The organism is Amycolatopsis balhimycina FH 1894, from assembly GCF_000384295.1.
Taxonomy (GTDB): domain Bacteria; phylum Actinomycetota; class Actinomycetes; order Mycobacteriales; family Pseudonocardiaceae; genus Amycolatopsis; species Amycolatopsis balhimycina.
Genome location: NZ_KB913037.1, coordinates 5782691 through 5807320 on the forward strand (window position 1 = coordinate 5782691; position 24630 = coordinate 5807320).

The following is a 24630-nucleotide window of genomic DNA, read 5'->3' on the forward strand; positions in this document are numbered from 1 at the left end:
CGCCGCGACCGGACCCGCTTGGGTCCGGGACCGCATTCGACCAGCTCTTTCAAGCCGGTTGCAAGGTATCGCCACGGTGAGTGCGGCACGGTAGTGGACGCACCGCGTGAGCGGTCGCGAGCGGAGCGAGAGCAGGGGCCGGGACCGTGCCGTCGAGGGGGTGGCACAGTTCCGGCTCTTCCGGGCCGGCCGGAATCCGCCGGTCAGTCCGTGGCCGGCACCTGCAGGACGAGCGAGCCGCTGTTCGGGTCCGCGGTGGGACCGTCGGCCAGCGCCGTACCCGCGGGAAGAAGGACCCCCAGGGCGACGGCGGTGCTGATCAAGGCAGTGCGAATCAGGCGCGTCATGGTGAGTAGCGAAGCGGGCGCACGGCGTAAATGTCAAGAAAATGCCGCCATTCAGCCGTTTTGACCCGGCAGCAGCCGGGCTTTCACCGCCGCCCGGTCGATCTTCCCAGGTCCGCGCAGGGGCAGCGCCCCGGTGAACTCGACGCGCTTCGGCGTCGACGCCGGTCCCAGCTCGGCCCGGACCGCCGCTCGCAGGTCACCCGCGTCACCGGAGGACACGACGAGCGCCACCACGGCCTCGCCCCACTCCGGGTCCGGCAGGCCGACGACGCACGCGTCGCGCACGCCCGGCTGCGCGCAGAGGCAGCGTTCGACCGCGGCCGCCGAGACCTTCACGCCACCGGTGTTGATCATGTCGTCGGCCCGGCCGAGCACCTCCACCCGGCCGTCTTCGTGCCGGATCCCCCGGTCGGACGTCGTGAACCAGCCGGCGCGGAACGCCTCCGCCGTCAGCCCAGGCTGCCGCCGGTAGCCGTGCGCGAGGACGTCGCCCGCGATGCGGATCCGGTCGCCCTCGATGTCGACGCGGACGCCGTCGAGGGGGAAGCCGTCGTAGACGCAGCCGCTCGCCGTCTCGCTCATCCCGTACGCCGGCACGATCCGCACGCCGGCGTCGGCGGCACGCTCCCGCAAGGACACCGAGGTCGCCGCCGCGCCGACCACGATCGCGTCGAACGTCTTCGCCGCGGCCAGGCCCACGCCGCCGTCGTCGAGGAGGCGGACCAGCTGGGTCGGCACCAGCGCCGTGTACCGGGGGCCGCCCTTCAGCGTCGCGGCCGCGGCGGCGAAGTCGTCCGGGCGGAACCCGGTGCCGGTCAGGACGGCCGGCTCGGTGCCCGCCAGCAGCGACCGGACCAGCACCTGCAGCCCGCCGATGTAGTGCGCCGGGGTGGCCAGCAGCCAGTGCCCGGGACCGCCGAGCCGGGCGTGGGTGGCCTCGGCGGACGCGGTCAGCGCGCGGGCCGACAGCAGCACGCCCTTGGGTGCGCCGGTCGAACCGGAGGTGGCGATGACCACGGCGGTGCCCGGCTCGGCGGGCTCGTCGGGGGCCATCGCGTCGCGCAGCGCCGGGTCGGTGAACGGCAGCACCGCCGGGGCGCCGCCCAGCGCGTCCGCGACGGCCGCCTTCAGCGTGTGGAGCGCCTCGGGCGAGCCGTCGAGGTGGATCGGGAGCAGCTCAGTAGTAATAGGGGACGTCCTTGAAATCGGGGTCGCGCTTCTGGAGGAACGCGTCGCGGCCTTCGACGGCTTCGTCCTGCATGTACGCCAGCCGGGTGGTCTCGCCGGCGAACAGCTGCTGGCCGACGAGGCCGTCGTCGGTGAGGTTGAACGCGTACTTCAGCATCCGCTGCGCCGTCGGCGACTTGCCGGCGATCGTCCACGCCCAGTCCAGGGCCTCTTTTTCCAGGTCGGCGTGCGGGACGACGGCGTTGACCGCCCCCATCCGGTGCATCTGCTCGGCGGAGTACTCCCGGCCGAGGAAGAAGATCTCGCGGGCGAACTTCTGGCCGACCATCTTCGCCAGGTAGGCCGAGCCGTAGCCGCCGTCGAACGAGCCGACGTCGGCGTCGGTCTGCTTGAACTTCGCGTGCTCGGCGGAGGCGAGCGTGAGATCGCACACCACGTGCAGGGAGTGCCCGCCGCCCGCGGCCCAGCCCGGCACGACCGCGATCACCGGTTTCGGCATGAACCGGATGAGCCGCTGGCACTCGAGGATGTGCAGCCGGCCCGCCCGCGCGGGGTCCACCGTGTCGGAGGTCTCCCCGCTCGCGTACTGATACCCGGACCGTCCGCGAATACGCTGGTCACCACCGGAGCAGAACGCCCACCCGCCGTCCTTGGGCGAGGGGCCGTTGCCGGTGAGCAGGACGCAGCCGACGTCGGCGCTCATCCGGGCGTGGTCCAGCGCCCGGTAGAGCTCGTCGACGGTGTGCGGCCGGAAGGCGTTGCGGACCTCGGGACGGTCGAACGCGATGCGCACGACGCGCTTGCCGCCGCGACTGCCGGCGGAGCGGTGGTAGGTGATGTCGGTGAAGGCGAAACCTTCGACCTCGGTCCACGCGGCGGGGTCGAACAGCTCGGAAACTCGGGCGTCATCCACGTTTGCGAGGATAGGACCTGTGGACACTTCTGCTGTGCTGGCTGCCGCCTCCGCGGTGAAGAGTACGTCGGCGGGCGACGGAGCCTGCCGGTGAACCCTTCCACCGCGCAGGCCAGGGTCATCGTCGACGAACTCGTCCGCAACACCGTTTCGCACGTCGTCCTCTGCCCCGGCTCCCGCAACGCGCCGCTGTCGATCGCGCTCTATGACGCGGCGGCGGCCGGGAAGCTCCAGCTCCACGTCCGGATCGACGAGCGCGGCGCCGCCTTCCTCGCGCTCGGCATCGCCGCGCGGACCGGCCGCCCGGTGGCCGTGCTCTGCACGTCCGGCACCGCGGCCGCGAACTTCCACCCCGCCGTCCTGGAGGCCGACCGGGCCGGTGTCCCGCTGATCGTGCTGACCGCCGACCGGCCGCCCGAGCTGCGCGCGGCCGGCGCGTCGCAGGTCATCGACCAGCACCAGCTCTACGGCAACGCCATCCGCTACTTCGACGAGCTGGCCGTCGCCGAGCGGCGGGCCGGCCAGAACTCGTACTGGCGCAGCCAGATCTGCCGCGCCTGGAACGCCGCGTACGGCGAGTGGCGCTGCGGGCCGGTGCACCTGAACATCCCGTTCCGCGAGCCGCTCGTGCCCGATCTCGACGACGACGGCGAATGGTACGAATCCCTCGACGGCCGTGCGGACGGTTCCCGCTGGACCGAGCTGCCGGACTTCGGCGCGCTGCCGTCGTTCGTGGTGCCTTCGGCGCGGCACGGCCTGGTCATCGCGTGCGACACCGGCGTCCAGGCGGCCAGCGAGTGGGCCGAGCAGCACGGCTGGCCGGTGGTGTCGGAGACCGGCGGCCTCGGCCTGTCCGGCGGTACGGCGATCTCGTCCGGAGCGTGGCTGCTCGGCGTCGAGGAATTCATCGGGCGGCACAAGCCCGAGCAGGTGCTCTGCCTGGGCCGTCCGACGGTGTTCCGGCAGATCCAGAACGTGCTCTCGGACGCCTCGGTCGAGGTGCTGCTGGTGCGCCCGGACTCGGACTGGCCGGCACCCGCGCACAACGTCCGGCAGGTCGGGCAGTGGTTCGACGAGCCGACCAAGCCCGCCGACCCGGAGTGGCTGGCGAGCTGGCGCCGCGCCGACGCGGCGGCCGCGGCCGCGGTGGCGTCGACGCTGGCCGACGAGCCGTGGCCCAGCGGGTTGCGGGTGGCGACCGAGCTGGTGGACGCCCTGCCGCCGGACTCGCTGCTGGTGGTCGGCTCGTCCAACCCGACCCGGGACGTCGCGCTGGCCGGGCGGCTGCGCGCGGACGTCCTCGTGCACCGAAACCGCGGTGTCGCGGGCATCGACGGCACGGTCTCGACGGCCATCGGCGCCGCGTACGTGCACCGGGGCCCGTCCTACGCGCTGCTGGGGGACCTGACGTTCCTGCACGACGCGTCGGGCCTGCTCACCGGGCCCGCCGAGCAGCGGCCGGACCTGACCATCGTCGTCCTCAACGACGACGGTGGCGGCATCTTTTCCCTGCTCGAGCAGGGGGCGCCGGAGCATTCGGCGAGCTTCGAGCGCGTCTTCGGCACCCCGCACGGCGCCGACCTGGGCGCGCTGTGCGCCGGCTACCGCGTGCCGCACGTCGTCGCGGAAACCCTCACGGAGTTCCGGGCGGCGCTGGCGCCCGTGCCGGGGCTGCGGGTGGTGGAGGTGCGGGTGGACCGTTCGCGGCACCGCGACCTGCACGCCCGGCTGCGCGCGGCGGTGTCTTCGGCCGTCTCCGCGGTCTGAGCCATTCGGTCAACCGCTTTCCGGGTGGAATCCCAGTAGGCAAGAAACCTCCCTTCGGCTGTTCCTGCCTCCGCCTGGCCTGGCTACGTTCGAGCGCGCTGCTTCTCACTCCTTCAGGAGGAATTCGTATGCGTGCAAGAACGCGCACCGGCCTCGGTGCGCTCGCGGCCGGCGTCGTCTCGGTGCTGCTCGCCGGTACCGCGAGCGCGGCGCCCTCACCCGGCGCCCCCGGTGCCGGCGACCCCTACTACCCGAACGCCGGCAACGGCGGCACCGACGTGCTGCACTACGACATCCGGCTGACCTACCAGCCCGCGACCGACCTCCTGTCGGGCACGACGACGCTGCTGCTCACCGCCACGCAGGACCTCTCGCGGTTCGACCTGGACTTCGCGCTGAAGGCGTCGAGCGTGCGGGTGAACAACCGGCCGGCGCAGTTCACGAACCAGACCGGCAACGGCGAGCTCGTCGTCACGCCGGCGCAGCCGCTGCTCAAGGGCCAGACCGCGACCGTCGTCGTCGCCTACGCGGACACGCCGTCCACCGAGAAGGTCGACGGCCTCAACGCGTGGAAGAAGGGCTCCTTCGGCGCGCTCGGCATCGACGAGCCGCAGAGCTCGGCGTGGTGGTTCCCGGCCAACGACCACCCGACCGACAAGGCGACCTACGACGTCACCATCGAGGCGCCGGACGACAACGCCGCCATCTCCAACGGCACCCTCGTCCGGAAGACGAAGAGCCGCGCGGGCTGGACCCGCTGGCAGTGGCGCAGCACGAAACCGCAGGCGACGTACCTGACGTCGTTCATCGTCGGCAAGTACGAGGTCGTCGAGTCGACGACGCCCGACGGCAAGCCGTTCATCACGGCCTACGGCGCCGACCTCGGCGACTCGCTGTACGCGGCGAAGGCCAGCGTCGAGCGGACGGCGGAGATCAACGAGTTCCTGGCGACGCAGTTCGGGCCGTACCCGTTCGAGGCCGAGGGCGGCGTCGTGACCAGCGGCATCGGCTTCTCCCTGGAGAACCAGACGCGGCCCACGTACGGCGCCCGGAACTTCCGCGCGGGCTCGAACACGAACTTGATCGCGCACGAGAACGCCCACCAGTGGTTCGGCGACAACGTTTCGCTGGGTCGGTGGAGCGACATCTGGCTGAACGAGGGCTTCGCGTCCTACGCGTCGTGGCTGTGGTCGGAGCACGAGGGTGAGGGCACGGTCGCGGAGCTGGCGCAGTACACGTACGACTCGAACGCGGCGGACGCTCCGCTGTGGAAGCTGGTCCCGGCCGACGTGGGCGCGGACAACCAGTTCGACAACGCCGTCTACGACCGGGGTGCGCTGACGCTCCAGGCGCTGCGGACCGCCGTCGGTGACGAGGCGTTCTTTGCCATTTTGAAGACGTGGCAGGCTACGAAGGGCGGTTCGGACGGGCGGATTCTGGAGTTCATCGCGCTGGCGGAGAAGATCTCGGGCAAGCCGCTGCACGACCTGTTCCAGACGTGGCTGTACACGGCGGGCAAGCCCGCGGTGGGCCCGAACGGCGCGGCCGCTCCTGCGTTGCGCGCCGCCGCGGCTCCCGTGAAGCCGAAGTCGTACGACCAGATCCAGGCGAACCACCGGTTCCTCGCCGCGGAACACGCGGGGTAGGGGGGACCGCTACGCTCGCGGCGTGAGCACGAAAGGTGAGCGGGCGAGGCGCGCCGGGTGGTGGATCACCCTCGGTGTCGCCTCGCTCCTCACCGTGATGTGCGTGTGCCTGCTGTTCGCGGCGATCCGCAACGACGGAGCGATCTCGGCTCAGCTGGGAACGGCGACGGCGACGGTCGACTCGGTGGCGTTCGACCGCACGATCATCCACTTCGAAACCCCGGACGGCATCGTCCACAGCCCGGCGAACGGCGTGCTGTACCCGGACGGCCTGGCGGCGGGCCAGCTGGTCCGCATCGAGTACGACGCATCGGACCCGGAACTGGCCCGGGTGGCCGGCCGCTCGGCGACGAACACGTTGCTGCCGCTGGGGAGTTTCGCGTTCTTCACGTGGCTGGTGGCCGGGCCGGCCTTGTGGTGGATCCGGCGGCAGAACAAACGCACCCGGGCCGAGCCGTCGGCGGCGGCCTGACCAGCCGAAACCCCGCCCATCCCGGGAGTTTCGCAACGCCGTGAACGACCCTTTCCTGTCGTCAGACGCCATGAACGAGTCGTTCACGGCGTCCGGCCACCGGCCCAGCGAACTCAGCCTGTCAGCGCCGGCCACCGGCGGCGCGTGATCTCGTACTCGACCTCGCCCTCCTCCGCCCCCGGGATCGGGTCGTCGTACTCCGCGGCCGAAACGAACGCCCTCGCGAACGTCAGCCCAGCCGACGCCATCGTCGCGCGGGATGGCGTGTTCACCGCCATCGTCTGGGCGAAGATGCGATCCAGGCCCAGCACCTCGAAGCCGTACCGGATCACCTCCAGCGAGCCTTCCCGGGCGTACCCCTGCCGCCACTGCCGGCGCAGCAGGCGATACCCCAATTCCGCTTCGCCCGAGACCTCCGGCTGGTCGGGGCCGTGGGGTGGGCGCAGGAGCCACCAGCCGACGAAGTCCTCGCCCGTGAAGCCCAGCCAAAAGCCGAACCCCGGCGCGGTCGCCATCCGGCGGGCGTGCGCCCGCGAGACCTCGGCCCGGGTTGCCGCCCGGCCCGTCAGGTAGCGCATCACCTCCGGGTCGGAGTCCAGCTCGTACTCCAGCTCGAGGTGCTCGTCGGCCAGGGGCACCAGCGTGAGCCGCGGTGTGCGAAGCGTGCGCATGTCCCGATCCTCACGGCGCGCGCAACCGGATTAGCCCGCGTGGGCCGTCTCCTGCCACCACCCCAGCACCTCGTCCGCCACCCCCGGTGCCGCGACCAGCAGCCCGTCCGTCGGCAAAGCCGCGTCCTCCCCGTGCTTGTCCAGCACCACCGCGCCCGCCTCGATGGCCATCGCGACCGAGCCGGCCACGTCCCATTCGTGGTAGCTGTGCAGCACCGCCGCGGCCGCGTGGCCCAGCGCCACCTGGGCGATCGACAACGCCGCCGAGCCCAGTACCCGGACCCCCGCGTGCGCCGCCGCGGCCCGCTCGATGAACCCGCCCATTCCCGGCCATGGCCCCTTCCGGGCCAGCTCCGTGCACACCAGCGCTCCCGCCGTCACACAGCGGTCCGTCAGGTGGATCGGCTTGCCGTTGGCGCGGGCCCCGCGGCCACGCGCCGCCGCGTAGATCTGGGCTCGGTACGGGTCCGCCACCACCCCGACCACCGGGCCCGCGGCGTCGACCAGCGCCAGGCTGTAGGCGCACCACGGCACCCCCGCGACGTAGTTCGCCGTGCCGTCGACCGAGTCGACCACCCAGCGGTACTCGGCGACGTCCGCGCCGTGGTCGGCGCCGAACTCGTGGCCCACCACCGGGATGCCCGGGAACTCCGCGGTCAGCACGCGTCGCGTGTGCCGCTCGAGGATCCGGTCGGTGTCGGTGACCCAGTCGAACGGCGAGTCCAGTGTCGAAGGGTGGGCGCCGCGGCCGGCGGTCGCGGTGATCACGTCGGTGGCGTCGTTGGCCAGCCGCCCGGCCACTTCGAGCGCCCTCGACACCAGGCCGGGCTCGACGGGCCGCGGCGGCCGGGAGGACAAGAGGGTCATGCCTGCTTAGTCTGGGCCCCCCTGGTTTCCGGGACACGACCTTGAGATGACATGTCGTAGCCGATCTGTTCCGGCAGCGTTGGCCACAGCGTCACGCCGCCGCCAGGATCGGGTGCGATCGTCCAAGACGTGCGAGTCGCCATAGTCACCGAAAGTTTCCTGCCCCAGGTGAACGGCGTGACCAACTCCGTCCTGCGGGTCGTCGAGCACCTGCGCGAACGCGCGCACGACGTGCTGATCATCGCCCCCGGTCCCGGCCCGGACTCCTACCGTGGCGCCCCGGTCGTCCGGATCCCCGCGCTCGACGTCCCCGGCGTCAGCTCCCTGCCGATCGGCCTGCCGACGCGCACGGTGCTGAACGCGCTCACCGCGTTCGGCCCGGACGTCGTGCACCTGGCGTCGCCGTTCGTGGTCGGCGCGCGCGGGCTCGCCGCCGCGCGCCGGCTGAGAGTGCCGTCGATCGCCGTCTACCAGACCGACATCGCCGGGTTCGCCGCCGCGTACGGCTTCGGCATCGGCGCGCGCGCCGCGTGGCGCTGGGTGCGGCGGCTGCACTCGCGGGCCGACCGGACGCTCGCGCCGTCCAGCGACTCGGTCGAGCAGCTGGAGCTGCACGGGGTACCGCGGGTGCACCGGTGGGCGCGCGGCGTCGACATCGAGCGGTTCTCCCCGGCGCACGCCGACCCGGCGCTGCGGGCCGAGCTGGCGCCGGACGGCGAACTGCTCGTCGGGTTCGTCGGCAGGCTGGCGCCCGAAAAGGAGGTCGACCGGCTCGCCGCGCTGGCCGGCGTGCCCGGGATCCGCGTGGTCGTCGTCGGCGACGGGCCCGAACTCGAAAACCTCAAGGAGCAGCTGCCCGGCGCGGCGTTCCTCGGCGCGAAGTACGGCGAAGACCTCTCGAAGGCGTACGCGAGCCTCGACGTCTTCGTCCACACCGGCCCGCACGAGACGTTCTGCCAGGCGGTGCAGGAGGCGATGGCCTCCGGCCTGCCCGTGCTCGCGCCGGACGCCGGTGGCCCGAAGGATCTCGTCCTGCCGGGCCGCACCGGCTACCTGCTGCCCGCGGACCGCGAGCTGTTCGGCCCGGCGCTGGTCGCGAAGGTCGGCGACCTGCGGGACGCGGCCCTGCGCGCCCGGCTCGGCGAGAAGGCACGCAAGGTCGTGCTGGGCCGTACCTGGCCCGCTGTGTGCCGCGAGCTGATGGGGCACTACGAAGCCGTGCAGGGCCGGGCCGCCCGCGCGGCCTGAGCCGTGCACATCGTCCAGCTCGCGAACTTCTACGGGCCGCGTTCGGGCGGGCTGCGCACGGCGCTGCACCACCTCGGCGCCGGGTACGTCGCGAGTGGCCACCAGGTGACGCTCGTGGTGCCGGGCACCCGGTACGCCGACGAAGTCCTGCCGACCGGTGTCCGCCGGTTTTCCTTGCCCGCGCCCAAGATCCCGGCCACCGGCGGCTACCGCGCCGTCGACCCGCACCGGGTCCGCGCGGTGCTGCGGAAGCTCGAGCCGGATCGCCTGGAGGTGTCGGACCGGTTGACGCTGCGGGGGATGGGTGGCTGGGCGCGGCGCCACGGCGTCCCCAGCACGGTCATCTCCCACGAGCGCCTCGACCGCCTGCTGGAGCAGTTCCTGCTGCCCGAGCCGGTGGCGCGCCGCGTCGCCGACGTCGCGAACCGGCGGATGGCCGCGAGCTACGACACGGTCGTCTGCACGACGGCGTTCGCGCGCGCGGAGTTCGACCGGATCGCCGCGCCGAACGTCCGCCGGGTGCCGCTCGGCGTCGACCTCACGACGTTCCGGCCCGCCATGCGCGACGACGGCTGGCGCGCCGGCCTCGCCGGGGGAGCGGACGCGTTGCTCGTCCATTGTGGACGGTTGTCGCCGGAGAAGCACGTCGAGCGCAGTGTGGACACCGTCGCTTCGCTGACCGAGGCCGGCGCGAAGGTGCGGCTGGTCGTGGCGGGCGACGGGCCGCGGCGGCGTTCCTTGGAACGCCGGGCACGCGGCTTGCCGGTGACGTTCCTGGGTTTCCTGTCGGGACGCGACGACGTCGCGCGGCTCCTGGCCAGCGCCGACGTGTCGCTCGCGCCGGGCCCGCACGAGACCTTCGGGCTCGCCGCTTTGGAGGCGCTCGCGTCCGGGACGCCGGTGGTGGTGTCGGCGTCGTCGGCGCTGCGGGAGATCGTGCGACCGGGGTGCGGCGAGGCGGTCGACGACCACGCGCCGGCGTTCGCCTCGGCGGTGACGAACCTCCTGGAGAGCCCGGAAGACACGCGCCGCGCGGCAGCGCGAGCCCGCGCCGAGGAGTTCACCTGGCCCGCCGCCGTGGCCGGGATGCTGGCCACCTTCCGCTGACGCCCAAGTTCGTGAAGGCCACCTTCCCGAACTACAAGTTCCTCAAGGTGGCCTTCACGAACCTTTGAGGCGGGTGTAGCCGGGGTGGACGCCCGGGGTGAGGTCCTGCTCGTCGGCGATCTTGGTCAGCAGTGCGTGCAGGGTCGCGCGTTCGCCTTCGGTGAGCGCGGCGGTCAGCGCGCGCTCGTGGGCCATCGACGTCAGGGCGATGCGGCTCATCAAAGCCCGGCCGTCCTCGCTCAGCTCCAGCGCGTAGAGCCGGCGGTCCCCGGGGTTGCGGTGCCGCTCGATCAGGCCGCGCTTCTCCAAGCCGTCGACCAGCGCCACCAGCCGCGTCGGCTGCGTGCCGAGCTGGGCCGCGATCGCCTGCTGGCTCTGGCCCGGCCGCGTCGCCACCAGCCGGAGGAGGCCGACCTGCGCCGGCGTCAGGTCCAGCTCCGCGATCCGCTCGGCGAACCGCTGGGCCGCGTGGGCGCCGACCTGGGCGAGCAGGAACGCGCTGCCGAAACCGTGCATGGGTGGAACCGTAGCCGTTGACAATCGATTACACCAGTGTAATCGTTTATGGCATGAAACGAATCGCCGTCATCGCCTACGGAGTCCTGACCATCGCCGGGGGAGTCCTCGGTGCCGCCGGAACGCGTCCCGGCTCGTCCGCGGCCGAAGTCGCCGTCTACTACGCCGCCCACCAGGGCCTCGTCCAGCTGCTGGCCTTGGTCGTCTTCGGCGCCGGGCTGTCCCTCGCGGCATGGACGGCGGCCGAGAGACCACCGGCTCCCGGCTTCGCGGGCGGCCTGCTCGCCTCGGGTTCACTCCTGCTCAGCGGCCTGGCCATGTGGACGGCCGCCCAGAACGCCGATCCCGCAGTCGCCCGAGCCTTCACCTCGCTGTCGTTCGCCGCCGGAGCCTTCGGGTTCGCGGTGCCCCTCGCGCTGCTCATCGCGTCGGTCGCGCGGGCCCAAGCCAGGTGGTTGGCCATCACCGGTTACGTCATCGCCGCGCTGGCCGGGCTGTCGGTCTTCGGCATGCTCACGGACGTGCTCTACCCGCTGATCCCGGTAGGACGCTTCGGCGGCCTCATCTGGCTGGTGCTGGCGACGTTCGTGAAGCGCCCCGACTACCCGGACCCCGCCCCACCACCACCCTCAACGGACGGGCTTCGCCCGGCTGTCTAGATTCGACCCATGTCACGCGCAAGCCTGGACAAGGACCCGCACGAAGTCGCCGCGATGTTCGACGGCGTCGCGTCCGGGTACGATCGGGCGAACTCGTTCATGACGTTCGGCTTCGACCGGCGCTGGCGCACGACCACCGCCCGCGTGCTCGACGCCCGCCGCGGCGAGAAGGTCCTGGACCTCGCGGCCGGCACCGGCGTGTCCACCGTCGAGTACGCCCGCGGTGGCGCCTGGTGCCTGGCCGCGGACTTCTCGTTCGGCATGCTGCGCGCGGGCAAGCACCGCAACGTGCCGATGGTCGCGGCCGACGCGCTCAACCTGCCGTTCGCCGACGAGAGCTTCGACGCCGTGACGATCTCCCTCGCGCTGCGCAACTTCGTCGACACGAAGGCGGCGCTCACCGAGATCGCCCGGGTGGTCAAACCGGGCGGCCGCCTGGTGATCTGCGAGGTCTCGACCCCGCCGTTCGCGCCGATCCGGTTCGTCCACCGGCGGTTCATGCTGAAGCTGCTCACCTGGGTCGGCAAGCGGACGTCGTCCAACCCCGAGGCGTACTCCTACCTGGCCGAATCGATGCTGGCCTGGCCCGACCAGCGCACGCTCGGCGAGATCATCGCGAGCGCGGGCTGGGCCGACGTCGAGTGGTTGAACCTCACATTCGGCGTCGTGGCGATCCACCGCGCGCGCAAGCCTGCCTAACTCCGCCTTCCTCCCCGCCACCGCCCTCAAAGGAGGAGCTTCGCTCCGCTGTTAGATTCGGCGTATGACGCGACGCACCGCAGACCAGGACGCCGAAGTCATCGTCGTCGGCGCTGGACCCGCTGGGTCCACCGTGGCCACTTACCTGGCCCGCGCGGGCGTCGACGTCCTCCTGCTGGAGAAGACCGAGTTCCCCCGCGAGAAGGTCTGCGGCGACGGCCTGACCCCGCGCGGCGTCAAGCAGTTGATCGACCTGGGCATCGACACGAGCGAGGACGCGGGCTGGGTGCACAGCCGCGGCCTGCGGATCCTCACCGGCGACTTGACGTTGGAACTCGACTGGCCGGACCTGACGAGCTACCCGCCGTACGGCGTTTCCCGCACCCGCCACGACTTCGACGACCTGCTCGCGAAGCTCGCGGTGAAGGCGGGCGCGCGGCTGTACGAGCGCACCACGGTCACCGGTGCGATCACCAGCCCGGCCGGGCGCGTGGTCGGCGTCGAGGCGAAGGTCGGCCCCGAGCGGACGTCGGTGAGCTACCGCGCGCCGCTCGTCCTGGCCTGCGACGGCGTCTCCGCGCGGCTCGCGCTGAGCGTCGGCATCCAGAAGAACGAGAAGCGACCGATGGGCGTCGCGGTGCGCCAGTACTACAAGAGCCCGCGCCACGACGACCCGTTCATCGAGGGGCACCTCGAGCTGTGGGACCGCTCCGACCCGCGGGACCCGAAGCTGCTGCCGGGCTACGGCTGGGCGTTCCCCCTCGGCGACGGCACGGTGAACGTCGGCCTCGGCATGCTCTCGACGTCGGCGTCGTTCCGGAACACCGACTACCGCGCGCTGCTGCGCCAGTGGCTCGACGGGACGCCGGAGGAGTGGGGCTACCGCGAGGAGAACGCGATCGGCAAGGTCGGCGGCGCCGGCCTCCCGATGGGCTTCAACCGCACCCCGCACTACCGCGACGGCCTGCTGCTGCTCGGCGACGCCGGCGGCATGGTCAGCCCGTTCAACGGCGAAGGCATCTCGGCCGCGATGGAGTCCGCGCAGATCGCGGCGGAGGTCGTCGTGCAGGCGCTCGCGCGGCGCGAAGGGCCTTCGCGGGAGCGGGCGCTGGAGGCGTACCCGCGCGCGGTCGGCGAGCTGATGGGCGGCTACTACCAGCTGGGCAACGTCTTCGCGAAGATCATCGGCAAGCCGAAGATCATGCACGCCTGCACCAAGTACGGGCTGCGCGTCAACAAGCTCCTCCCGTTGGTGTACAAGGGCTTGTCGGGCTGCTACGACGCCAAGGGCGGCGACGGCGTCGACCGCCTGATCGCGGCGCTCGCCCGGGTCACCCCCACCCCCCGCTGACGTACTTCGTGAAGGCCACCTTGAGGAACTACAAGTTCCTCAAGGTGGCCTTCACGAGCTGGACCTCGTGCGCGCGGACACGCGAGTGGTCTGGCAAGTTGGCCGTGCGGTCAGTGGGATAGCTCACACGCCGGAGTCCGGATTGTCGGGCCTCGAGGCGATCTTGAGGACCCTTCGCGCAGGTCGCGCGGGCGACGTCAGCGCGTCGTGACAACGATGGCGCGGGAAGTTAGGCGACCCTTATAACACGGGGGCCTAGGGACAAGAGTGTGAGTCGCGTCCTAGACTCCCCCCATGCTTTGTGAATCGCTTCACATCCGCGACGAGTGGCTTGTGAACTATTTCACAAGCACCCTGTGTCTTCCCTCCGGGGACAGCCACGGGCCGTAAGGAGACCCTGACCCTCGGCGGTGTGACCCAGGTCCCTTAGGGTGCCGACGAGGCCAAGCGGTTCCCACCCCAAGCACAACCGCATCGGCGCGGAAAGGATGGCGAAGACCCCGTGCTGACGTTGCTGACCCGAACCGACACGGTGCAGCTGGCGCAAGAGGCCCCGAGCCTGAAGCCCTACCTGCCCCTGGTCCTGTTGTTCGTGCTGGCGCTCGGTTTCGCCGTGCTGTCGGTCTTGCTCGGGCCGCTCGTCGGCCCCAGCCGGTACAACAAGGCCAAGCTCGAGGCCTACGAGTGCGGCATCGAGCCGTCCCCGCAGCCGCTCGTCGGCGGCGGCCGGATGCCGGTCGCGTACTACATCACCGCGATGCTGTTCATCCTGTTCGACATCGAGATGGTCTTCCTCTACCCGTTCGCCGTGCAGGCGGACGCGCTGGGCACGTTCGGCCTGGTGGAGATCCTGCTGTTCATCGCGACGGTCGGCTTCGCGTACGCCTACGTGTGGCGGCGCGGCGGCCTGGATTGGAACTAGACCCATGGGCCTCGAAGAGAAACTCCCCAACGGCATCCTGCTGGCCAGCCTCGAAGGTCTCGTCAACTGGTCGCGGAAGAACTCGATGTGGCCGGCCACCTTCGGGCTCGCCTGCTGCGCGATCGAGATGATGACCGTCGGCGGTTCCCGCTACGACATCGCCCGCTTCGGCATGGAGCGCTTCAGCGCGACGCCGCGGCAGGCGGACCTGATGATCGTCGCCGGGCGCGTCACGCAGAAGATGGCCCCGGTCCTGCGCCAGATCTACGACCAGATGGCCGAGCCCAAGTGGGTTCTCGCGATGGGCGTCTGCGCCTCCTCCGGCGGCATGTTCAACAACTACGCCGTGGTCCAGGGCGTCGACCACATCGTGCCGGTCGACATGTACCTGCCCGGCTGCCCGCCGCGGCCGGAGATGCTGCTGGACGCGATCCTCAAGCTGCACGCCAAGATCCAGGACGAGCCGATCAACGCCCGCCGCGCCGCGATCCGCGCCGCCAGCGGGGCGCGCACCGAGCTCGTCGCGTCGTCGATCAAGTACGCGAAGAAGTAGAGCGATGACTGAGAACCCCCAACCCGGCGAAGAGCAGTCGAGCGCCGAGCGTGCCGAAACCGGCCTGACGGCCCAGGGTCCGGGTGCGGCCGAACCGGTCGTCACCGGCCGCGAGCGCCAGGGCATGTTCGGCGTCCACGGCACCGGTGACACCTCCGGCTACGGCGGCGTCCGGCTCCCGGCCTACAGCCCCGCGCCCGCCGAGCGCCCCTACGGCGGCTGGTTCGACCAGTTCGCCGACGAGTTCTACGCGGCACTGGCCGAGCGCAAGATCCCCGCCGAGGCGATCCTGCAGACGACGGTCGACCGCGGCGAGATCACCTTCTACGTCGCCCGCGAGCACCTGCCCGCCATCGCGAAGACCCTGCGCGACGACGGCGGCCTCCGCTTCGAACTGCTGTCCTCGGTGTCCGGTGTGGACTACGGCGTCGACGTCCCGCAGCGGCTGCACGCGGTCTACCACTTCACGTCGCTGACCTACCGGCGCCGCATCCGCCTCGAAGTCACCCTCGACATCGAGGACGCGCACGTGCCGTCGCTGGTCGAGACCTACCCGACCGCCGACTGGCAGGAGCGGGAAGCCTGGGACATGTTCGGGATCGTCTTCGACGGTCACCCGGCGCTGACCCGGATCCTGATGCCGGACGACTGGGACGGCCACCCCCAGCGCAAGGACTACCCGCTCGGCGGGATCCCGGTCGAATACAAGGGCGCGGAGATCCCGCCGCCGGACCAGCGGAGGTCGTACTCGTGACCATCAACGAAGACACCACCGAAGTTCCCGAGGCGGACAGCCGCGACACGACCGAAGGCCGCGTCTACAGCGTCTCCGGCGGCGACTGGGACGACGTCATCGCCGACGCGGCGCACGACGAGCGCATGGTCATCAACATGGGCCCGCAGCACCCGTCGACGCACGGCGTGCTCCGGCTCGTGCTGGAGATGGAGGGCGAGACCGTCACGCAGCTGCGGTCGGTCATCGGCTACCTCCACACCGGCATCGAGAAGAACTGCGAGTACCGGACCTGGACCCAGGGCGTCACCTTCGTGACGCGCATGGACTACCTGGCCCCGCTCTCGACGGAGATGGCGTACTGCCTCGGCGTCGAGAAGCTGCTGCAGATCGAGGCCCCGCGCCGCGCGCAGCTGCTGCGCGTGATGCTGCTGGAGATCAACCGGATCGGCTCGCACCTGGTCTACATCGCCACCGGCGGCATGGAGCTCGGCGCCACCACCGCGATGACGCTCGGCTTCCGCGAGCGCGAAGAGGTGCTGCACCTGCTGGAGCACCTGACCGGCCTGCGGATGAACCACGCGTTCATCCGCCCCGGCGGCCTCGCGCAGGACATGCCCGCCGACTACGTCGAGAAGGTCAGCGAATTCATCAAGACGATGAAGAAGCGCCTTCCGTTGTACGACAAGCTGTTCACCGGGCAGCCGATCTGGCGCAACCGGCTCAAGGGCGTCGGCTACCTGCCGGTCGACGCGTGCCTCGCGCTCGGCGTCACCGGCCCGGTGCTGCGGTCCGCGGGCCTGCCGTGGGACCTGCGCAAGACCGAGCCGTACTCCTGCTACGACGAATTCGACTTCGACGTCCCGGTCGACAACGGTGCCGACTGCTGGTCGCGCTACCTGATCCGCGTCCACGAGATGCACGAGAGCCTCAAGATCATCGAGCAGTGCCTCGAGAAGCTCGAGCCGGGCCCGGTCATGGTCGAGGACAAGAAGGTCGCGTGGCCCGCGCAGCTGTCCATCGGCAGCGACGGCATGGGCAACTCCCTGGAACACGTCAAGAAGATCATGGGCCAGTCGATGGAGTCCCTGATCCACCACTTCAAGCTGGTCACCGAGGGCTTCAAGGTGCCGGCCGGGCAGGTCTACACCTCGGTCGAGTCGCCGCGCGGCGAGCTGGGCGTGCACCTGGTCTCCGACGGCGGCACCCGGCCGCTGCGGGTCCACGTGCGCGAACCGAGCTTCGTGAACCTGCAGTCGATGCCCGCCATGGCCGAGGGCGGCCTGGTCGCCGACGTGATCGCCGCCATCGCCTCGATCGACCCCGTCATGGGGGGAGTGGACCGATGACCACAGCAGTTCCCGAGCCGGGCCCGAACTACTCCGCGGCGACGCACGCCGCGGCCGGACCCGACACCGACGTCGTCGCCATCGCGCCGGACCCCAATGTGGCCGTCGGCATCATCACCGAGACGCCCCTCGAGGACATCTTCGACGCGGACATCCACGCGAAGGCGCAGGACCTGATCGCGCGCTACCCGATGTCCCGCTCGGCGCTGCTGCCGCTGCTGCACCTCGTGCAGTCGGTGCAGGGGTACGTCAGCCAGGAGGGCATCGCGTTCTGCGCGCGGCAGCTCGACCTGTCCGACGCCGAGGTCAGCGCGGTCGCGACGTTCTACACGATGTACAAGCGGCGTCCGTGCGGCGAGCACCTCGTGAGCGTCTGCACCAACACGCTGTGCGCGGCCATGGGCGGCGACGCGATCTACAAGAAGCTCCAAACGCACCTCGGTTCCGAAGAAAACCCGCTGGGGCACAACGAGACCGCGGGCACGCCGAACGAGCCGGGCTCGATCACCCTCGAGCACGCCGAGTGCCTCGCGGCCTGCGACCTCGCGCCGGTCATCCAGGTCAACTACGAGTACTTCGACAACCAGACCGAGGAGAAGGCCGTCGCGCTGGTCGACGCGCTGCAGGCGGGCAAGAAGCCGGCCCCGACGCGCGGTGCCCCGCTGACCAGCTTCAAGGGCGCCGAGCTGCAGCTCGCCGGGTTCTTCCCGGAGGACGAGCGGACCTACCGCAAGGACGTCGACGGCCCGTCGCAGGCCGTCGAGACGCTGCGGGGCGCGAAGCTCGCGCAGGACCGCGGCTGGGTCGCGCCCGTCGCGCAAGACGTCCCGCTTCCCGAAGTGGAGAAGAAGTAATGGCCGATCCCATTACCCCGGTCCTCACGAAGCGCTGGCTGTCCCCGAACTCCTGGCAGATCGGGACGTACGAGGCACTCGAGGGCTACACCGCCGTCCGCAAGGCCCTCGCCGGGACGCCGGAGCAGCTCGTCCAGCTGGTCAAGGACTCCGGTCTGCGCGGCCGCGGCGGCGCGGGCTTCCCGGCCGGCATCAAGTGGTCGTTCATGCCGCCGAACTTCGACAAGCCGCACTACCTGGTCATCAACGCCGACGAGGGCGAACCGGGGACCTGCAAGGACATCCCGCTGATGATGGCGGACCCGCACTCGCTCATCGAGGGCTGCATCATCGCCTCGTACGCGATGCGGTCCAACCACTGCTTCATCTACGTCCGCGGCGAGGCGCTGCACTGCATCCGCCGCCTCAACGCGGCCGTGCGCGAAGCCGAAGCGGCGGGCTACCTGGGCGAGAACATCCTCGGCTCCGGCTTCGACCTCAAGATCACCGTCCACGCGGGAGCGGGTGCGTACATCTGCGGCGAAGAGACGGCGCTGCTCGACTCGCTGGAAGGCCGTCGTGGCCAGCCGCGGCTCAAGCCGCCGTTCCCGGCCGCCGCGGGTCTCTACGCCGCGCCGACCACGGTCAACAACGTCGAGACCATCGCGAGCGCGCCGTTCATCGTCAACGGCGGCTCCAGCTGGTTCCGCGAGATGGGCCGCGAAAAGTCGCCCGGTCCGAAGATCTACTCGATCTCCGGCCACGTCGAGAAGCCCGGCCAGTACGAGTGCCCGCTCGGCACGACGCTGCGTGAGCTGCTGGACATGGCGGGCGGCATGAAGGACGGCATCCCGCTCAAGTTCTGGACCCCGGGCGGCTCGTCCACCCCGATGTTCACCGCGGAGCACCTCGACGTTCCCCTGGACTTCGAGGGCGCGGCGGAAGCTGGGTCGATGCTCGGCACGACCGCGGTCCAGGTCTTCAACGAGACCGTGTCCGTGCCGTGGGCCGTGATGAAGTGGACGCAGTTCTACGAGCACGAGTCCTGCGGTAAGTGCACGCCGTGCCGCGAAGGCACGTACTGGCTGGCGCAGATCCTCGAGCGGATGGTCGAGGGCCACGGCACCGAGGAGGACATCGACACCCTCCTCGACGTCTGCGACAACATCCTCGGCCGGTCCTTCTGCGCCCTCGGTGACGGCGCGGTGTCGCCGATCACCAGCGGCATCAAGTACTTCCGCGACGAATTCCTCGCTCTGTGTGAGAGCAACAAGCGCGAACTGGTGGGAGCGCAGGCATGACGATCGCCCCCGACAAGCCCGAGACCAAAGAGACGCCGGTCCCTGAAGGCCACGTCAAGCTGGTCATCGACGGCGAAGAGGTCATCGCCCCCAAGGGCGAGCTCCTCATCCGCACGGCCGAACGCCTCGGCACGGTCATCCCGCGGTTCTGCGACCACCCGCTCCTCTCCCCGGCGGGCGCCTGCCGCCAGTGCCTGGTCGAGGTCGAGATGGGCGGCCGGCCGATGCCGAAGCCGCAGGCGTCCTGCACGATGACCGTCGCCGACGGCATGGTCGTCAAGACGCAGCTGACGTCGCCGGTCGCGGACAAGGCCCAGCAGGGTGTGATGGAGCTGCTGCTCATCAACCACCCGCTGGACTGCCCGATCTGCGACAAGGGTGGTGAGTGCCCGCTGCAGAACCAGGCGCTGGCCCACGGCCGCACCGAATCCCGGTTCGTCGACACCAAGCGGACGTTCCCGAAGCCGCTGCCGATCTCGACGCAGGTGCTGCTGGACCGCGAACGCTGTGTGCTCTGCCAGCGCTGCACCCGGTTCTCCAGCGAGATCGCCGGCGACCCGTTCATCGAGCTCCTCGAACGCGGCGCCCACCAGCAGATCGGCACCGCGGAGACGGCGGACGTGCTCGACATGGCGTCGCGGACGACGTCCGGCCAGCCGTTCCAGTCCTACTTCTCGGGCAACGTCATCCAGATCTGCCCGGTCGGCGCGCTCACCAGCGCCGCCTACCGCTTCCGTTCCCGCCCGTTCGACCTGGTGTCCTCGCCGAGCGTCTGCGAGCACTGCTCGTCCGGCTGCGCCGAGCGCACCGACTTCCGGCGCGGCAAGGTCCAGCGCAAGCTGGCCGGTGACGACCCCGAGGTCAACGAAGAGTGGATCTGCGACAAGGGCCGGTTCGCGTTCCGCTACACCGGTGCCGAGGACCGCATCCGCCGTCCGCTGGTCCGCAACCGCGAGACCGGTGAGCTGGAAGAAGCGTCCTGGACCGACGCGCTGCGCGCCGCGGCGGCCGGGCTGGTCGAAGCCCGATCGAACGGTGGCGTCGGCGTCCTGACCGGTGGTCGGCTGACCGTCGAGGACGCCTACGCGTACTCGAAGTTCGCCCGCGTCGCCCTGCGGACCAACGACGTCGACTTCCGCGCCCGCCCGCACTCGGCCGAGGAACTCGCGTTCCTCACCTCGCACGTCGTGAGCGTGACGCCGGAGTCCGGCGTCACCTTCGGCGAGATCGAGCGGGCCCGGACGGTCCTGTGCGTGGCGTTCGAGCCCGAGGACGAGGCGCCGATCGTGTTCCTGCGGCTGCGCAAGGCGGCCCGCCGGAACAAGACCCGCGTCGTCCACTTGGGACAGTGGACGACGTCGTCGGTGCGCAAGACGTTCGGCGAGCTGCTCGCCTGCGTCCCCGGCCAGGAGGCCGCGGCCGTCGAGGGCATCGCCAAGCACGCGCCGGACCTCGACGAAGCCCTGAGCGGCGAAGGCGCCGTGGTCCTGGTCGGCGAGCGCGCCGCCGCGATCCCGGGCCTCTTCTCGGCCCTGCACGACCTGGTGGAGCGCACCGGCGTCCGGCTCGCGTGGATCCCGCGCCGCGCCGGCGACCGGGGCGCCCTCGAGACCGGCTGCGTGCCGTCGCTGCTGCCCGGCGGCCGCCGGGTCGGCGACGACGCCGCCCGCGTCGCCGTCGAGAACGCCTGGGGCGTCCCGATCCCGGCCACCCCGGGCCGCGACACGACCGACATCCTGCTGGCCGCCTCGGCTCGCGAGCTGGGTGGCCTGGTCGTCGGCGGTGTCGACCCGTTCGACCTGCCGGACCCGGACCTCGCGCTGCGCGCGCTGGACAGCGCCGGGTTCGTGGTCAGCCTCGAACTGCGGCACAGCGCGGTGACCGGACGCGCGGACGTCGTCCTCCCGGTGGCCGCGTCGGACGAGAAGGCGGGCAGCTACCTCAACTGGGAGGGCCGCACCCGCCCGTTCGACGTCACCCTCGAAGGCACCGGCGCCCTGCCGGACTGCCGGGTGCTCGACACCCTCGCCGTCGAGATGGACGCGGACCTGTTCACGCAGACGCCGGCCGCCGCGCGCGGCGACTTCGAGAAGCTGGGCGTGGCTTCGGCGCTGCGCTGGAGCCACGTTGCCGCCGAGGTCGCGCCGCCCGCCACGCCGGGTGCCGGCCAGGCAATCCTGTCGACCTGGCGCCAGCTGATCGACAACGGGTCGCTGCAGGACGGCGAACCGCACCTGAAGGGCACCCAGCGCACGCCGGTCGCGCGGTTGTCCGCGAAGACCGCCGAAGGACTGGGCACCACCGTGCGGGTCAGCACCGAACGCGGTGCGATCACGCTGCCGGTGGAGATCGCCGACCTGCCCGACGGCGTCGTCTGGCTGCCGGGCAACTCCGACGGCTCCGCCGTGGCCAAGACGCTCGGCGCCGGACACGGCGCCGTGGTGAACCTCGCTGGAGGTGGGCAATGACCCCGCTGCTGACCGAAACCGTCGTGGGCAGCGTCCCGGACGCGGCGACGCGGGCGGCGCTGCTCGCCGACGACCCGTTGTGGCTGATCCTGCTCAAGTGCGTGGTCATCCTGCTGATCGGGCCGATCCTGACGATCTTCCTGATCGTCTGGGAGCGCAAGGCGGTCGGCCGGATGCAGAACCGGCCCGGCCCCAACCGGGTCGGCCCCGGCGGTTACCTGCAGTCCCTGGCGGACGCGATCAAGCTGCCGTTCAAGGAACAGATCATCCCGGACACCGCCGACCGCAAGGTGTACTTCCTCGCCCCGGTCGTCTGCGTGGTGCCCTCGCTGATCGCGCTGTCGGCCATCCCGTTCGGGCCGGTCGTGTCGATCTTCGGCGAGCGCACCGTGCTGCAGCTGCTCGACCTGCCGGTCAGCGCGCTGGTGATCCTGGCCTGCTCCTCGATCGGCGTCTACGGCATCGTGCTCGCCGGCTGGTCGTCCGGCTCGCCGTACCCGCTGCTCGGCGGCATGCGCAGCGCGGCGCAGGTGATCTCCTACGAGATCGCGATGGGCCTGTCGATCGTCGCGGTGATCCTGCAGGCCGGGTCGCTGAACCTGGCCGACATCGTCGGCGCGCAGCACAAGGCGTGGTTCCTCTACCTGGTCCCCAGCTTCGTGATCTACCTGATCTCGATGGTCGGCGAGACCAACCGCGCCCCGTTCGACCTCCCCGAGGCCGAGTCGGAGCTGGTCGGCGGCTTCCACACCGAGTACAGCTCGATGAAGTTCGCGATGTTCTTCCTCGCCGAGTACGTCAACATGGTGATCGTCTCGGCGTTCGCGACGACGTTGTTCCTCGGCGGCTGGATGGCCCCGTGGCCGCTGTCGCTGATCGGGAACAACGTGCTCAACACCGGCTGGTGGCCGGTGCTGTGGTTCTTCGCGAAGATGTTCGTCCTGCTGTTCGGGTTCATCTGGCTGCGCGGCACGCTGCCCCGCCTGCGCTACGACCAGTTCATGCGGCTGGGCTGGAAGGTCCTGGTCCCGCTGAACCTGGTGTGGATCGTCATGGTGACCTTCGCGAAGGTCATCACCTGGAACACCACGACCATCATCATCGCCGCGGTCGCGATCTTCATCGTCGTCGCGCTGTTCTTCTACGTTCGCGCCGCGGGCCGCGAAGAGGAGAGCGAAAGCATCCCGGTGACCGGTGGCGGCTTCCCGGTTCCGCCGCTGGACCTCAAGGTCCCGCAGACCACCCCGCGTCAGAAGGCTTTGGCCAAGGCCGAGGCGAAGGCGGCCCGCCGCAAGCCGGCGGCCGTCGGTACCGCAAAGGAAGGAGCACAAGATGGGGTTTCTTGATCCCGTCAAGGGCTTCGGCGTCACCTTCGGGATGATGTTCAAGAAGGTCGCCACCGAGGAGTACCCGGAGGCCGGCGCGCCGGCCGCGCCGCGGTACCACGGCAGGCACCAGCTGAACCGCCACCCCGACGGCCTCGAGAAGTGCGTCGGCTGCGAGCTGTGCGCGTGGGCGTGCCCGGCGGACGCGATCTTCGTCGAGGGCGGTGACAACACCGAGGAAGCCCGGTTCTCGCCGGGTGAGCGGTACGGCGCGGACTACCAGATCAACTACCTGCGCTGCATCGGCTGCGGCCTCTGCGTCGAGGCGTGCCCGACCCGGTCGCTGACGATGATCAACTTCTACGAGCTGGCCGACGACGACCGCCAGCGGCTGATCTACACGAAGGAAGACCTGCTCGCCCCGCTGCTGCCCGGCATGGAGCAGCCGCCGCACCCGATGCGGCTCGGCGAGAACGAGCAGGACTACTACGTGAACGGCCCCGAACTGGCACGCGGGGAGGGCGTCAAGTGATCGCCGCACTTCTCGCCCAGGCGCCGAACGCGTCCGCGGGCGTCTCGACCGGCGAGGCCATCGCGTTCTGGGTTCTCGGCCCGGTCTCGCTGCTCGGCGCGCTAGGGATGATCTTCTCCCGCAACGCCGTGCACTCGGCGCTGTGGCTGGTGCTGACCATGCTGAGCCTGGGCGCGCTGTACATGATCCAGTCGGCGCCGTTCCTGGGCTTCACGCAGATCATCGTCTACACCGGCGCGATCATGATGCTGTTCCTGTTCGTGCTGATGCTGGTCGGCCGGGAGAGCTCGGACTCGGTTGTCGAAGTCCTCCGTGGACAGCGGCTGGCCGCGACCGTGCTCGGCATCGGCCTGGCCGCGCTGCTGGCCACCGGCATCTACCGGGCGCTGGAGAACGTCACCCCGGCCATCCCGCTCGACTCGGCCACGCCGGCGGGCGGCGGGCCGAAGGGCCTGGGCCGGCTGATCTTCACCGACTACCTGTTCCCGTTCGAGCTGACGTCGGCGCTGCTCATCACCGCCGCGATCGGCTCGATGGTGCTGGCCTTCACCGACCGGCACGGCAAGGGCGGCAAGCTCTCGCAGCGGGAACTGGTCCTGCTGCGCTTCCGCGGTGAGCACGACCGGCCGTCGCCGCTGCCCGGCCCGGGTGTCTTCGCCACCGCCAACTCGGTGGCGACGCCGGCCCTGCTGCCGGACGGCTCGGTCGCGCCGGAGTCGCTGTCGGCGATCATCGAGTCCACCTCGGCGATCGAGCTGGCGAAGGAACGCAAGCTCGTCAAGGACGAGGGCCCGCACCCGGACGCGCACGCGCTGGTCGGCTCCGACTCTTCGGAACCCGAGGGGGAGAAGGCATGACCCCGACGTACTACCTGCTGCTGTCGGCGCTGTTGTTCTCGCTCGGCGCGGTCGGCGTGCTGGTGCGGCGCAACGCGATCGTCGTGTTCATGTGCATCGAGCTGATGCTCAACGCCGTGAACCTGACGCTGGTCACCTTCGCCCGGATCAACGGCGGGCTCGACGGCCAGATCATGGCGTTCTTCGTCATGGTCGTCGCGGCCGCCGAGGTCGTGGTCGGCCTGGCGATCATCATGGCCATCTTCCGCACCCGGCGCTCGGCCTCGGTCGACGACACCAACCTGCTGAAGTACTAGGAGACCCCCG

At 70.7% G+C, this 24630-nt stretch carries 25 protein-coding genes; 19 read left to right on the top strand and 6 right to left on the bottom strand.

The features are described 5' to 3' along the window. Positions 1-203 precede the first annotated feature (203 nt). The 3 genes from A3CE_RS57470 to A3CE_RS0126250 are packed head-to-tail and all read right to left on the bottom strand — an operon-like array spanning position 204 to position 2448. Complete coding sequence (locus A3CE_RS57470) at positions 204-347, bottom strand: hypothetical protein (RefSeq protein WP_169524017.1); 144 nt, start codon at positions 345-347, stop codon at positions 204-206. Between the two features lie 51 nt (positions 348-398). After that, entirely contained in the window at positions 399-1523 is a 1125-nt protein-coding gene (menE, locus tag A3CE_RS0126245; protein WP_169524120.1) for an o-succinylbenzoate--CoA ligase, read from the bottom strand. Between the two features lies 1 nt (position 1524). Beyond that, positions 1525-2448, bottom strand: coding sequence for a 1,4-dihydroxy-2-naphthoyl-CoA synthase (locus A3CE_RS0126250; RefSeq protein ID WP_020643088.1), 924 nt, complete (start codon positions 2446-2448; stop codon positions 1525-1527). Between the two features lie 90 nt (positions 2449-2538). Here A3CE_RS0126250 and menD point away from each other — a divergent pair, with 90 nt between their 5' ends. The 3 genes from menD (at position 2539) to A3CE_RS0126265 (ending at position 6333) form a co-directional block, all read left to right on the top strand. After that, positions 2539-4215 carry a 2-succinyl-5-enolpyruvyl-6-hydroxy-3-cyclohexene-1-carboxylic-acid synthase gene (gene menD / locus A3CE_RS0126255; RefSeq protein WP_020643089.1) on the top strand — a complete coding sequence of 559 codons (1677 nt, stop codon included), beginning with the start codon at positions 2539-2541 and terminating at the stop codon, positions 4213-4215. 128 nt (positions 4216-4343) lie between these two features. Continuing rightward, entirely contained in the window at positions 4344-5861 is a 1518-nt protein-coding gene (locus A3CE_RS0126260) for a M1 family metallopeptidase (RefSeq protein ID WP_020643090.1), read from the top strand. 22 nt (positions 5862-5883) lie between these two features. After that, positions 5884-6333 (top strand): DUF3592 domain-containing protein, encoded by a 450-nt coding sequence (locus tag A3CE_RS0126265; protein ID WP_020643091.1) that lies wholly within the window; start codon positions 5884-5886, stop codon positions 6331-6333. Positions 6334-6446: 113 nt separating this feature from the next. Here the strand turns inward: A3CE_RS0126265 and A3CE_RS0126275 are convergent, their stop codons facing one another. Beyond that, positions 6447-7004, bottom strand: a complete 558-nt coding sequence (locus A3CE_RS0126275) for a GNAT family N-acetyltransferase (protein WP_020643092.1) — start codon at positions 7002-7004, stop codon at positions 6447-6449. A gap of 30 nt (positions 7005-7034) precedes the next feature. Beyond that, a complete protein-coding gene (locus A3CE_RS0126280; protein WP_020643093.1) occupies positions 7035-7871 on the bottom strand; it encodes an inositol monophosphatase family protein in 837 nt (278 codons plus the stop codon). Between the two features lie 177 nt (positions 7872-8048). Here A3CE_RS0126280 and A3CE_RS0126285 point away from each other — a divergent pair, with 177 nt between their 5' ends. Further along, positions 8049-9119 (top strand): glycosyltransferase family 4 protein, encoded by a 1071-nt coding sequence (locus tag A3CE_RS0126285; RefSeq protein WP_281170627.1) that lies wholly within the window; start codon positions 8049-8051, stop codon positions 9117-9119. A gap of 3 nt (positions 9120-9122) precedes the next feature. Then, the gene (locus A3CE_RS0126290; protein WP_020643095.1) at positions 9123-10226 is read left to right on the top strand and encodes a glycosyltransferase family 4 protein; all 1104 of its coding nucleotides are present in this window, start codon (positions 9123-9125) and stop codon (positions 10224-10226) included. A gap of 54 nt (positions 10227-10280) precedes the next feature. Here the strand turns inward: A3CE_RS0126290 and A3CE_RS0126295 are convergent, their stop codons facing one another. After that, complete coding sequence (locus A3CE_RS0126295; RefSeq protein ID WP_020643096.1) at positions 10281-10742, bottom strand: MarR family winged helix-turn-helix transcriptional regulator; 462 nt, start codon at positions 10740-10742, stop codon at positions 10281-10283. 53 nt (positions 10743-10795) lie between these two features. Between A3CE_RS0126295 and A3CE_RS51675 the strand changes: the two genes are divergently transcribed. The 14 genes from A3CE_RS51675 to nuoK all read left to right on the top strand — a co-directional run bounded on the left by A3CE_RS51675 (position 10796) and on the right by nuoK (position 24620). Further along, positions 10796-11401: a hypothetical protein gene (locus tag A3CE_RS51675; protein WP_020643097.1), complete on the top strand. Its 606-nt coding sequence runs from the start codon at positions 10796-10798 to the stop codon at positions 11399-11401. 9 nt (positions 11402-11410) lie between these two features. Next, positions 11411-12100 carry a demethylmenaquinone methyltransferase gene (locus A3CE_RS0126305; RefSeq protein ID WP_020643098.1) on the top strand — a complete coding sequence of 230 codons (690 nt, stop codon included), beginning with the start codon at positions 11411-11413 and terminating at the stop codon, positions 12098-12100. A 64-nt stretch (positions 12101-12164) separates the two neighbouring features. Then, a complete protein-coding gene (locus A3CE_RS0126310; RefSeq protein WP_020643099.1) occupies positions 12165-13451 on the top strand; it encodes a geranylgeranyl reductase family protein in 1287 nt (428 codons plus the stop codon). Between the two features lie 502 nt (positions 13452-13953). Continuing rightward, positions 13954-14373 carry an NADH-quinone oxidoreductase subunit A gene (locus A3CE_RS0126315; protein ID WP_020643100.1) on the top strand — a complete coding sequence of 140 codons (420 nt, stop codon included), beginning with the start codon at positions 13954-13956 and terminating at the stop codon, positions 14371-14373. Positions 14374-14377: 4 nt separating this feature from the next. Then, positions 14378-14926 (top strand): NuoB/complex I 20 kDa subunit family protein, encoded by a 549-nt coding sequence (locus A3CE_RS0126320; protein WP_020643101.1) that lies wholly within the window; start codon positions 14378-14380, stop codon positions 14924-14926. Between the two features lie 4 nt (positions 14927-14930). Continuing rightward, entirely contained in the window at positions 14931-15680 is a 750-nt protein-coding gene (locus tag A3CE_RS0126325) for an NADH-quinone oxidoreductase subunit C (RefSeq protein ID WP_020643102.1), read from the top strand. Next, a complete protein-coding gene (locus A3CE_RS0126330) occupies positions 15677-17008 on the top strand; it encodes an NADH-quinone oxidoreductase subunit D (protein ID WP_020643103.1) in 1332 nt (443 codons plus the stop codon). The genes A3CE_RS0126325 and A3CE_RS0126330 overlap by 4 nt, the downstream gene beginning before the upstream one ends. Then, positions 17005-17862: an NADH-quinone oxidoreductase subunit NuoE gene (gene nuoE / locus A3CE_RS0126335; protein ID WP_020643104.1), complete on the top strand. Its 858-nt coding sequence runs from the start codon at positions 17005-17007 to the stop codon at positions 17860-17862. The genes A3CE_RS0126330 and nuoE overlap by 4 nt, the downstream gene beginning before the upstream one ends. After that, positions 17862-19142, top strand: a complete 1281-nt coding sequence (gene nuoF / locus A3CE_RS0126340; protein WP_020643105.1) for an NADH-quinone oxidoreductase subunit NuoF — start codon at positions 17862-17864, stop codon at positions 19140-19142. Before nuoE ends, nuoF begins: the two co-directional genes overlap by 1 nt. Then, the gene (locus A3CE_RS0126345; protein ID WP_020643106.1) at positions 19139-21610 is read left to right on the top strand and encodes an NADH-quinone oxidoreductase subunit G; all 2472 of its coding nucleotides are present in this window, start codon (positions 19139-19141) and stop codon (positions 21608-21610) included. Before nuoF ends, A3CE_RS0126345 begins: the two co-directional genes overlap by 4 nt. Beyond that, positions 21607-22956 (top strand): NADH-quinone oxidoreductase subunit NuoH, encoded by a 1350-nt coding sequence (nuoH, locus tag A3CE_RS0126350; RefSeq protein WP_020643107.1) that lies wholly within the window; start codon positions 21607-21609, stop codon positions 22954-22956. Before A3CE_RS0126345 ends, nuoH begins: the two co-directional genes overlap by 4 nt. Next, positions 22943-23467: an NADH-quinone oxidoreductase subunit NuoI gene (nuoI, locus tag A3CE_RS0126355; protein WP_020643108.1), complete on the top strand. Its 525-nt coding sequence runs from the start codon at positions 22943-22945 to the stop codon at positions 23465-23467. Before nuoH ends, nuoI begins: the two co-directional genes overlap by 14 nt. Further along, positions 23464-24324 (top strand): NADH-quinone oxidoreductase subunit J, encoded by an 861-nt coding sequence (locus tag A3CE_RS0126360; protein WP_020643109.1) that lies wholly within the window; start codon positions 23464-23466, stop codon positions 24322-24324. Before nuoI ends, A3CE_RS0126360 begins: the two co-directional genes overlap by 4 nt. Next, complete coding sequence (nuoK, locus tag A3CE_RS0126365) at positions 24321-24620, top strand: NADH-quinone oxidoreductase subunit NuoK (RefSeq protein ID WP_020643110.1); 300 nt, start codon at positions 24321-24323, stop codon at positions 24618-24620. Before A3CE_RS0126360 ends, nuoK begins: the two co-directional genes overlap by 4 nt. Positions 24621-24630: the final 10 nt, after the last annotated feature.

Excerpts from the sequence above, each read along its gene's own strand:
- A3CE_RS57470 (WP_169524017.1), bottom strand. The coding sequence starts at position 347 with ATGACGCGCCTGATTCGCACTGCCTTGATCAGCACCGCCGTCGCCCTG.
- A3CE_RS0126260 (WP_020643090.1), top strand. The coding sequence starts at position 4,344 with ATGCGTGCAAGAACGCGCACCGGCCTCGGTGCGCTCGCGGCCGGCGTC.
- A3CE_RS0126275 (WP_020643092.1), bottom strand. The coding sequence starts at position 7,004 with ATGCGCACGCTTCGCACACCGCGGCTCACGCTGGTGCCCCTGGCCGAC.
- A3CE_RS0126280 (WP_020643093.1), bottom strand. The coding sequence starts at position 7,871 with ATGACCCTCTTGTCCTCCCGGCCGCCGCGGCCCGTCGAGCCCGGCCTG.
- A3CE_RS0126295 (WP_020643096.1), bottom strand. The coding sequence starts at position 10,742 with ATGCACGGTTTCGGCAGCGCGTTCCTGCTCGCCCAGGTCGGCGCCCAC.
- A3CE_RS51675 (WP_020643097.1), top strand. The coding sequence starts at position 10,796 with ATGAAACGAATCGCCGTCATCGCCTACGGAGTCCTGACCATCGCCGGG.
- A3CE_RS0126305 (WP_020643098.1), top strand. The coding sequence starts at position 11,411 with ATGTCACGCGCAAGCCTGGACAAGGACCCGCACGAAGTCGCCGCGATG.
- A3CE_RS0126310 (WP_020643099.1), top strand. The coding sequence starts at position 12,165 with ATGACGCGACGCACCGCAGACCAGGACGCCGAAGTCATCGTCGTCGGC.
- A3CE_RS0126320 (WP_020643101.1), top strand. The coding sequence starts at position 14,378 with ATGGGCCTCGAAGAGAAACTCCCCAACGGCATCCTGCTGGCCAGCCTC.
- A3CE_RS0126325 (WP_020643102.1), top strand. The coding sequence starts at position 14,931 with ATGACTGAGAACCCCCAACCCGGCGAAGAGCAGTCGAGCGCCGAGCGT.
- nuoE (WP_020643104.1), top strand. The coding sequence starts at position 17,005 with ATGACCACAGCAGTTCCCGAGCCGGGCCCGAACTACTCCGCGGCGACG.
- nuoF (WP_020643105.1), top strand. The coding sequence starts at position 17,862 with ATGGCCGATCCCATTACCCCGGTCCTCACGAAGCGCTGGCTGTCCCCG.
- A3CE_RS0126345 (WP_020643106.1), top strand. The coding sequence starts at position 19,139 with ATGACGATCGCCCCCGACAAGCCCGAGACCAAAGAGACGCCGGTCCCT.
- nuoH (WP_020643107.1), top strand. The coding sequence starts at position 21,607 with ATGACCCCGCTGCTGACCGAAACCGTCGTGGGCAGCGTCCCGGACGCG.
- nuoI (WP_020643108.1), top strand. The coding sequence starts at position 22,943 with ATGGGGTTTCTTGATCCCGTCAAGGGCTTCGGCGTCACCTTCGGGATG.
- nuoK (WP_020643110.1), top strand. The coding sequence starts at position 24,321 with ATGACCCCGACGTACTACCTGCTGCTGTCGGCGCTGTTGTTCTCGCTC.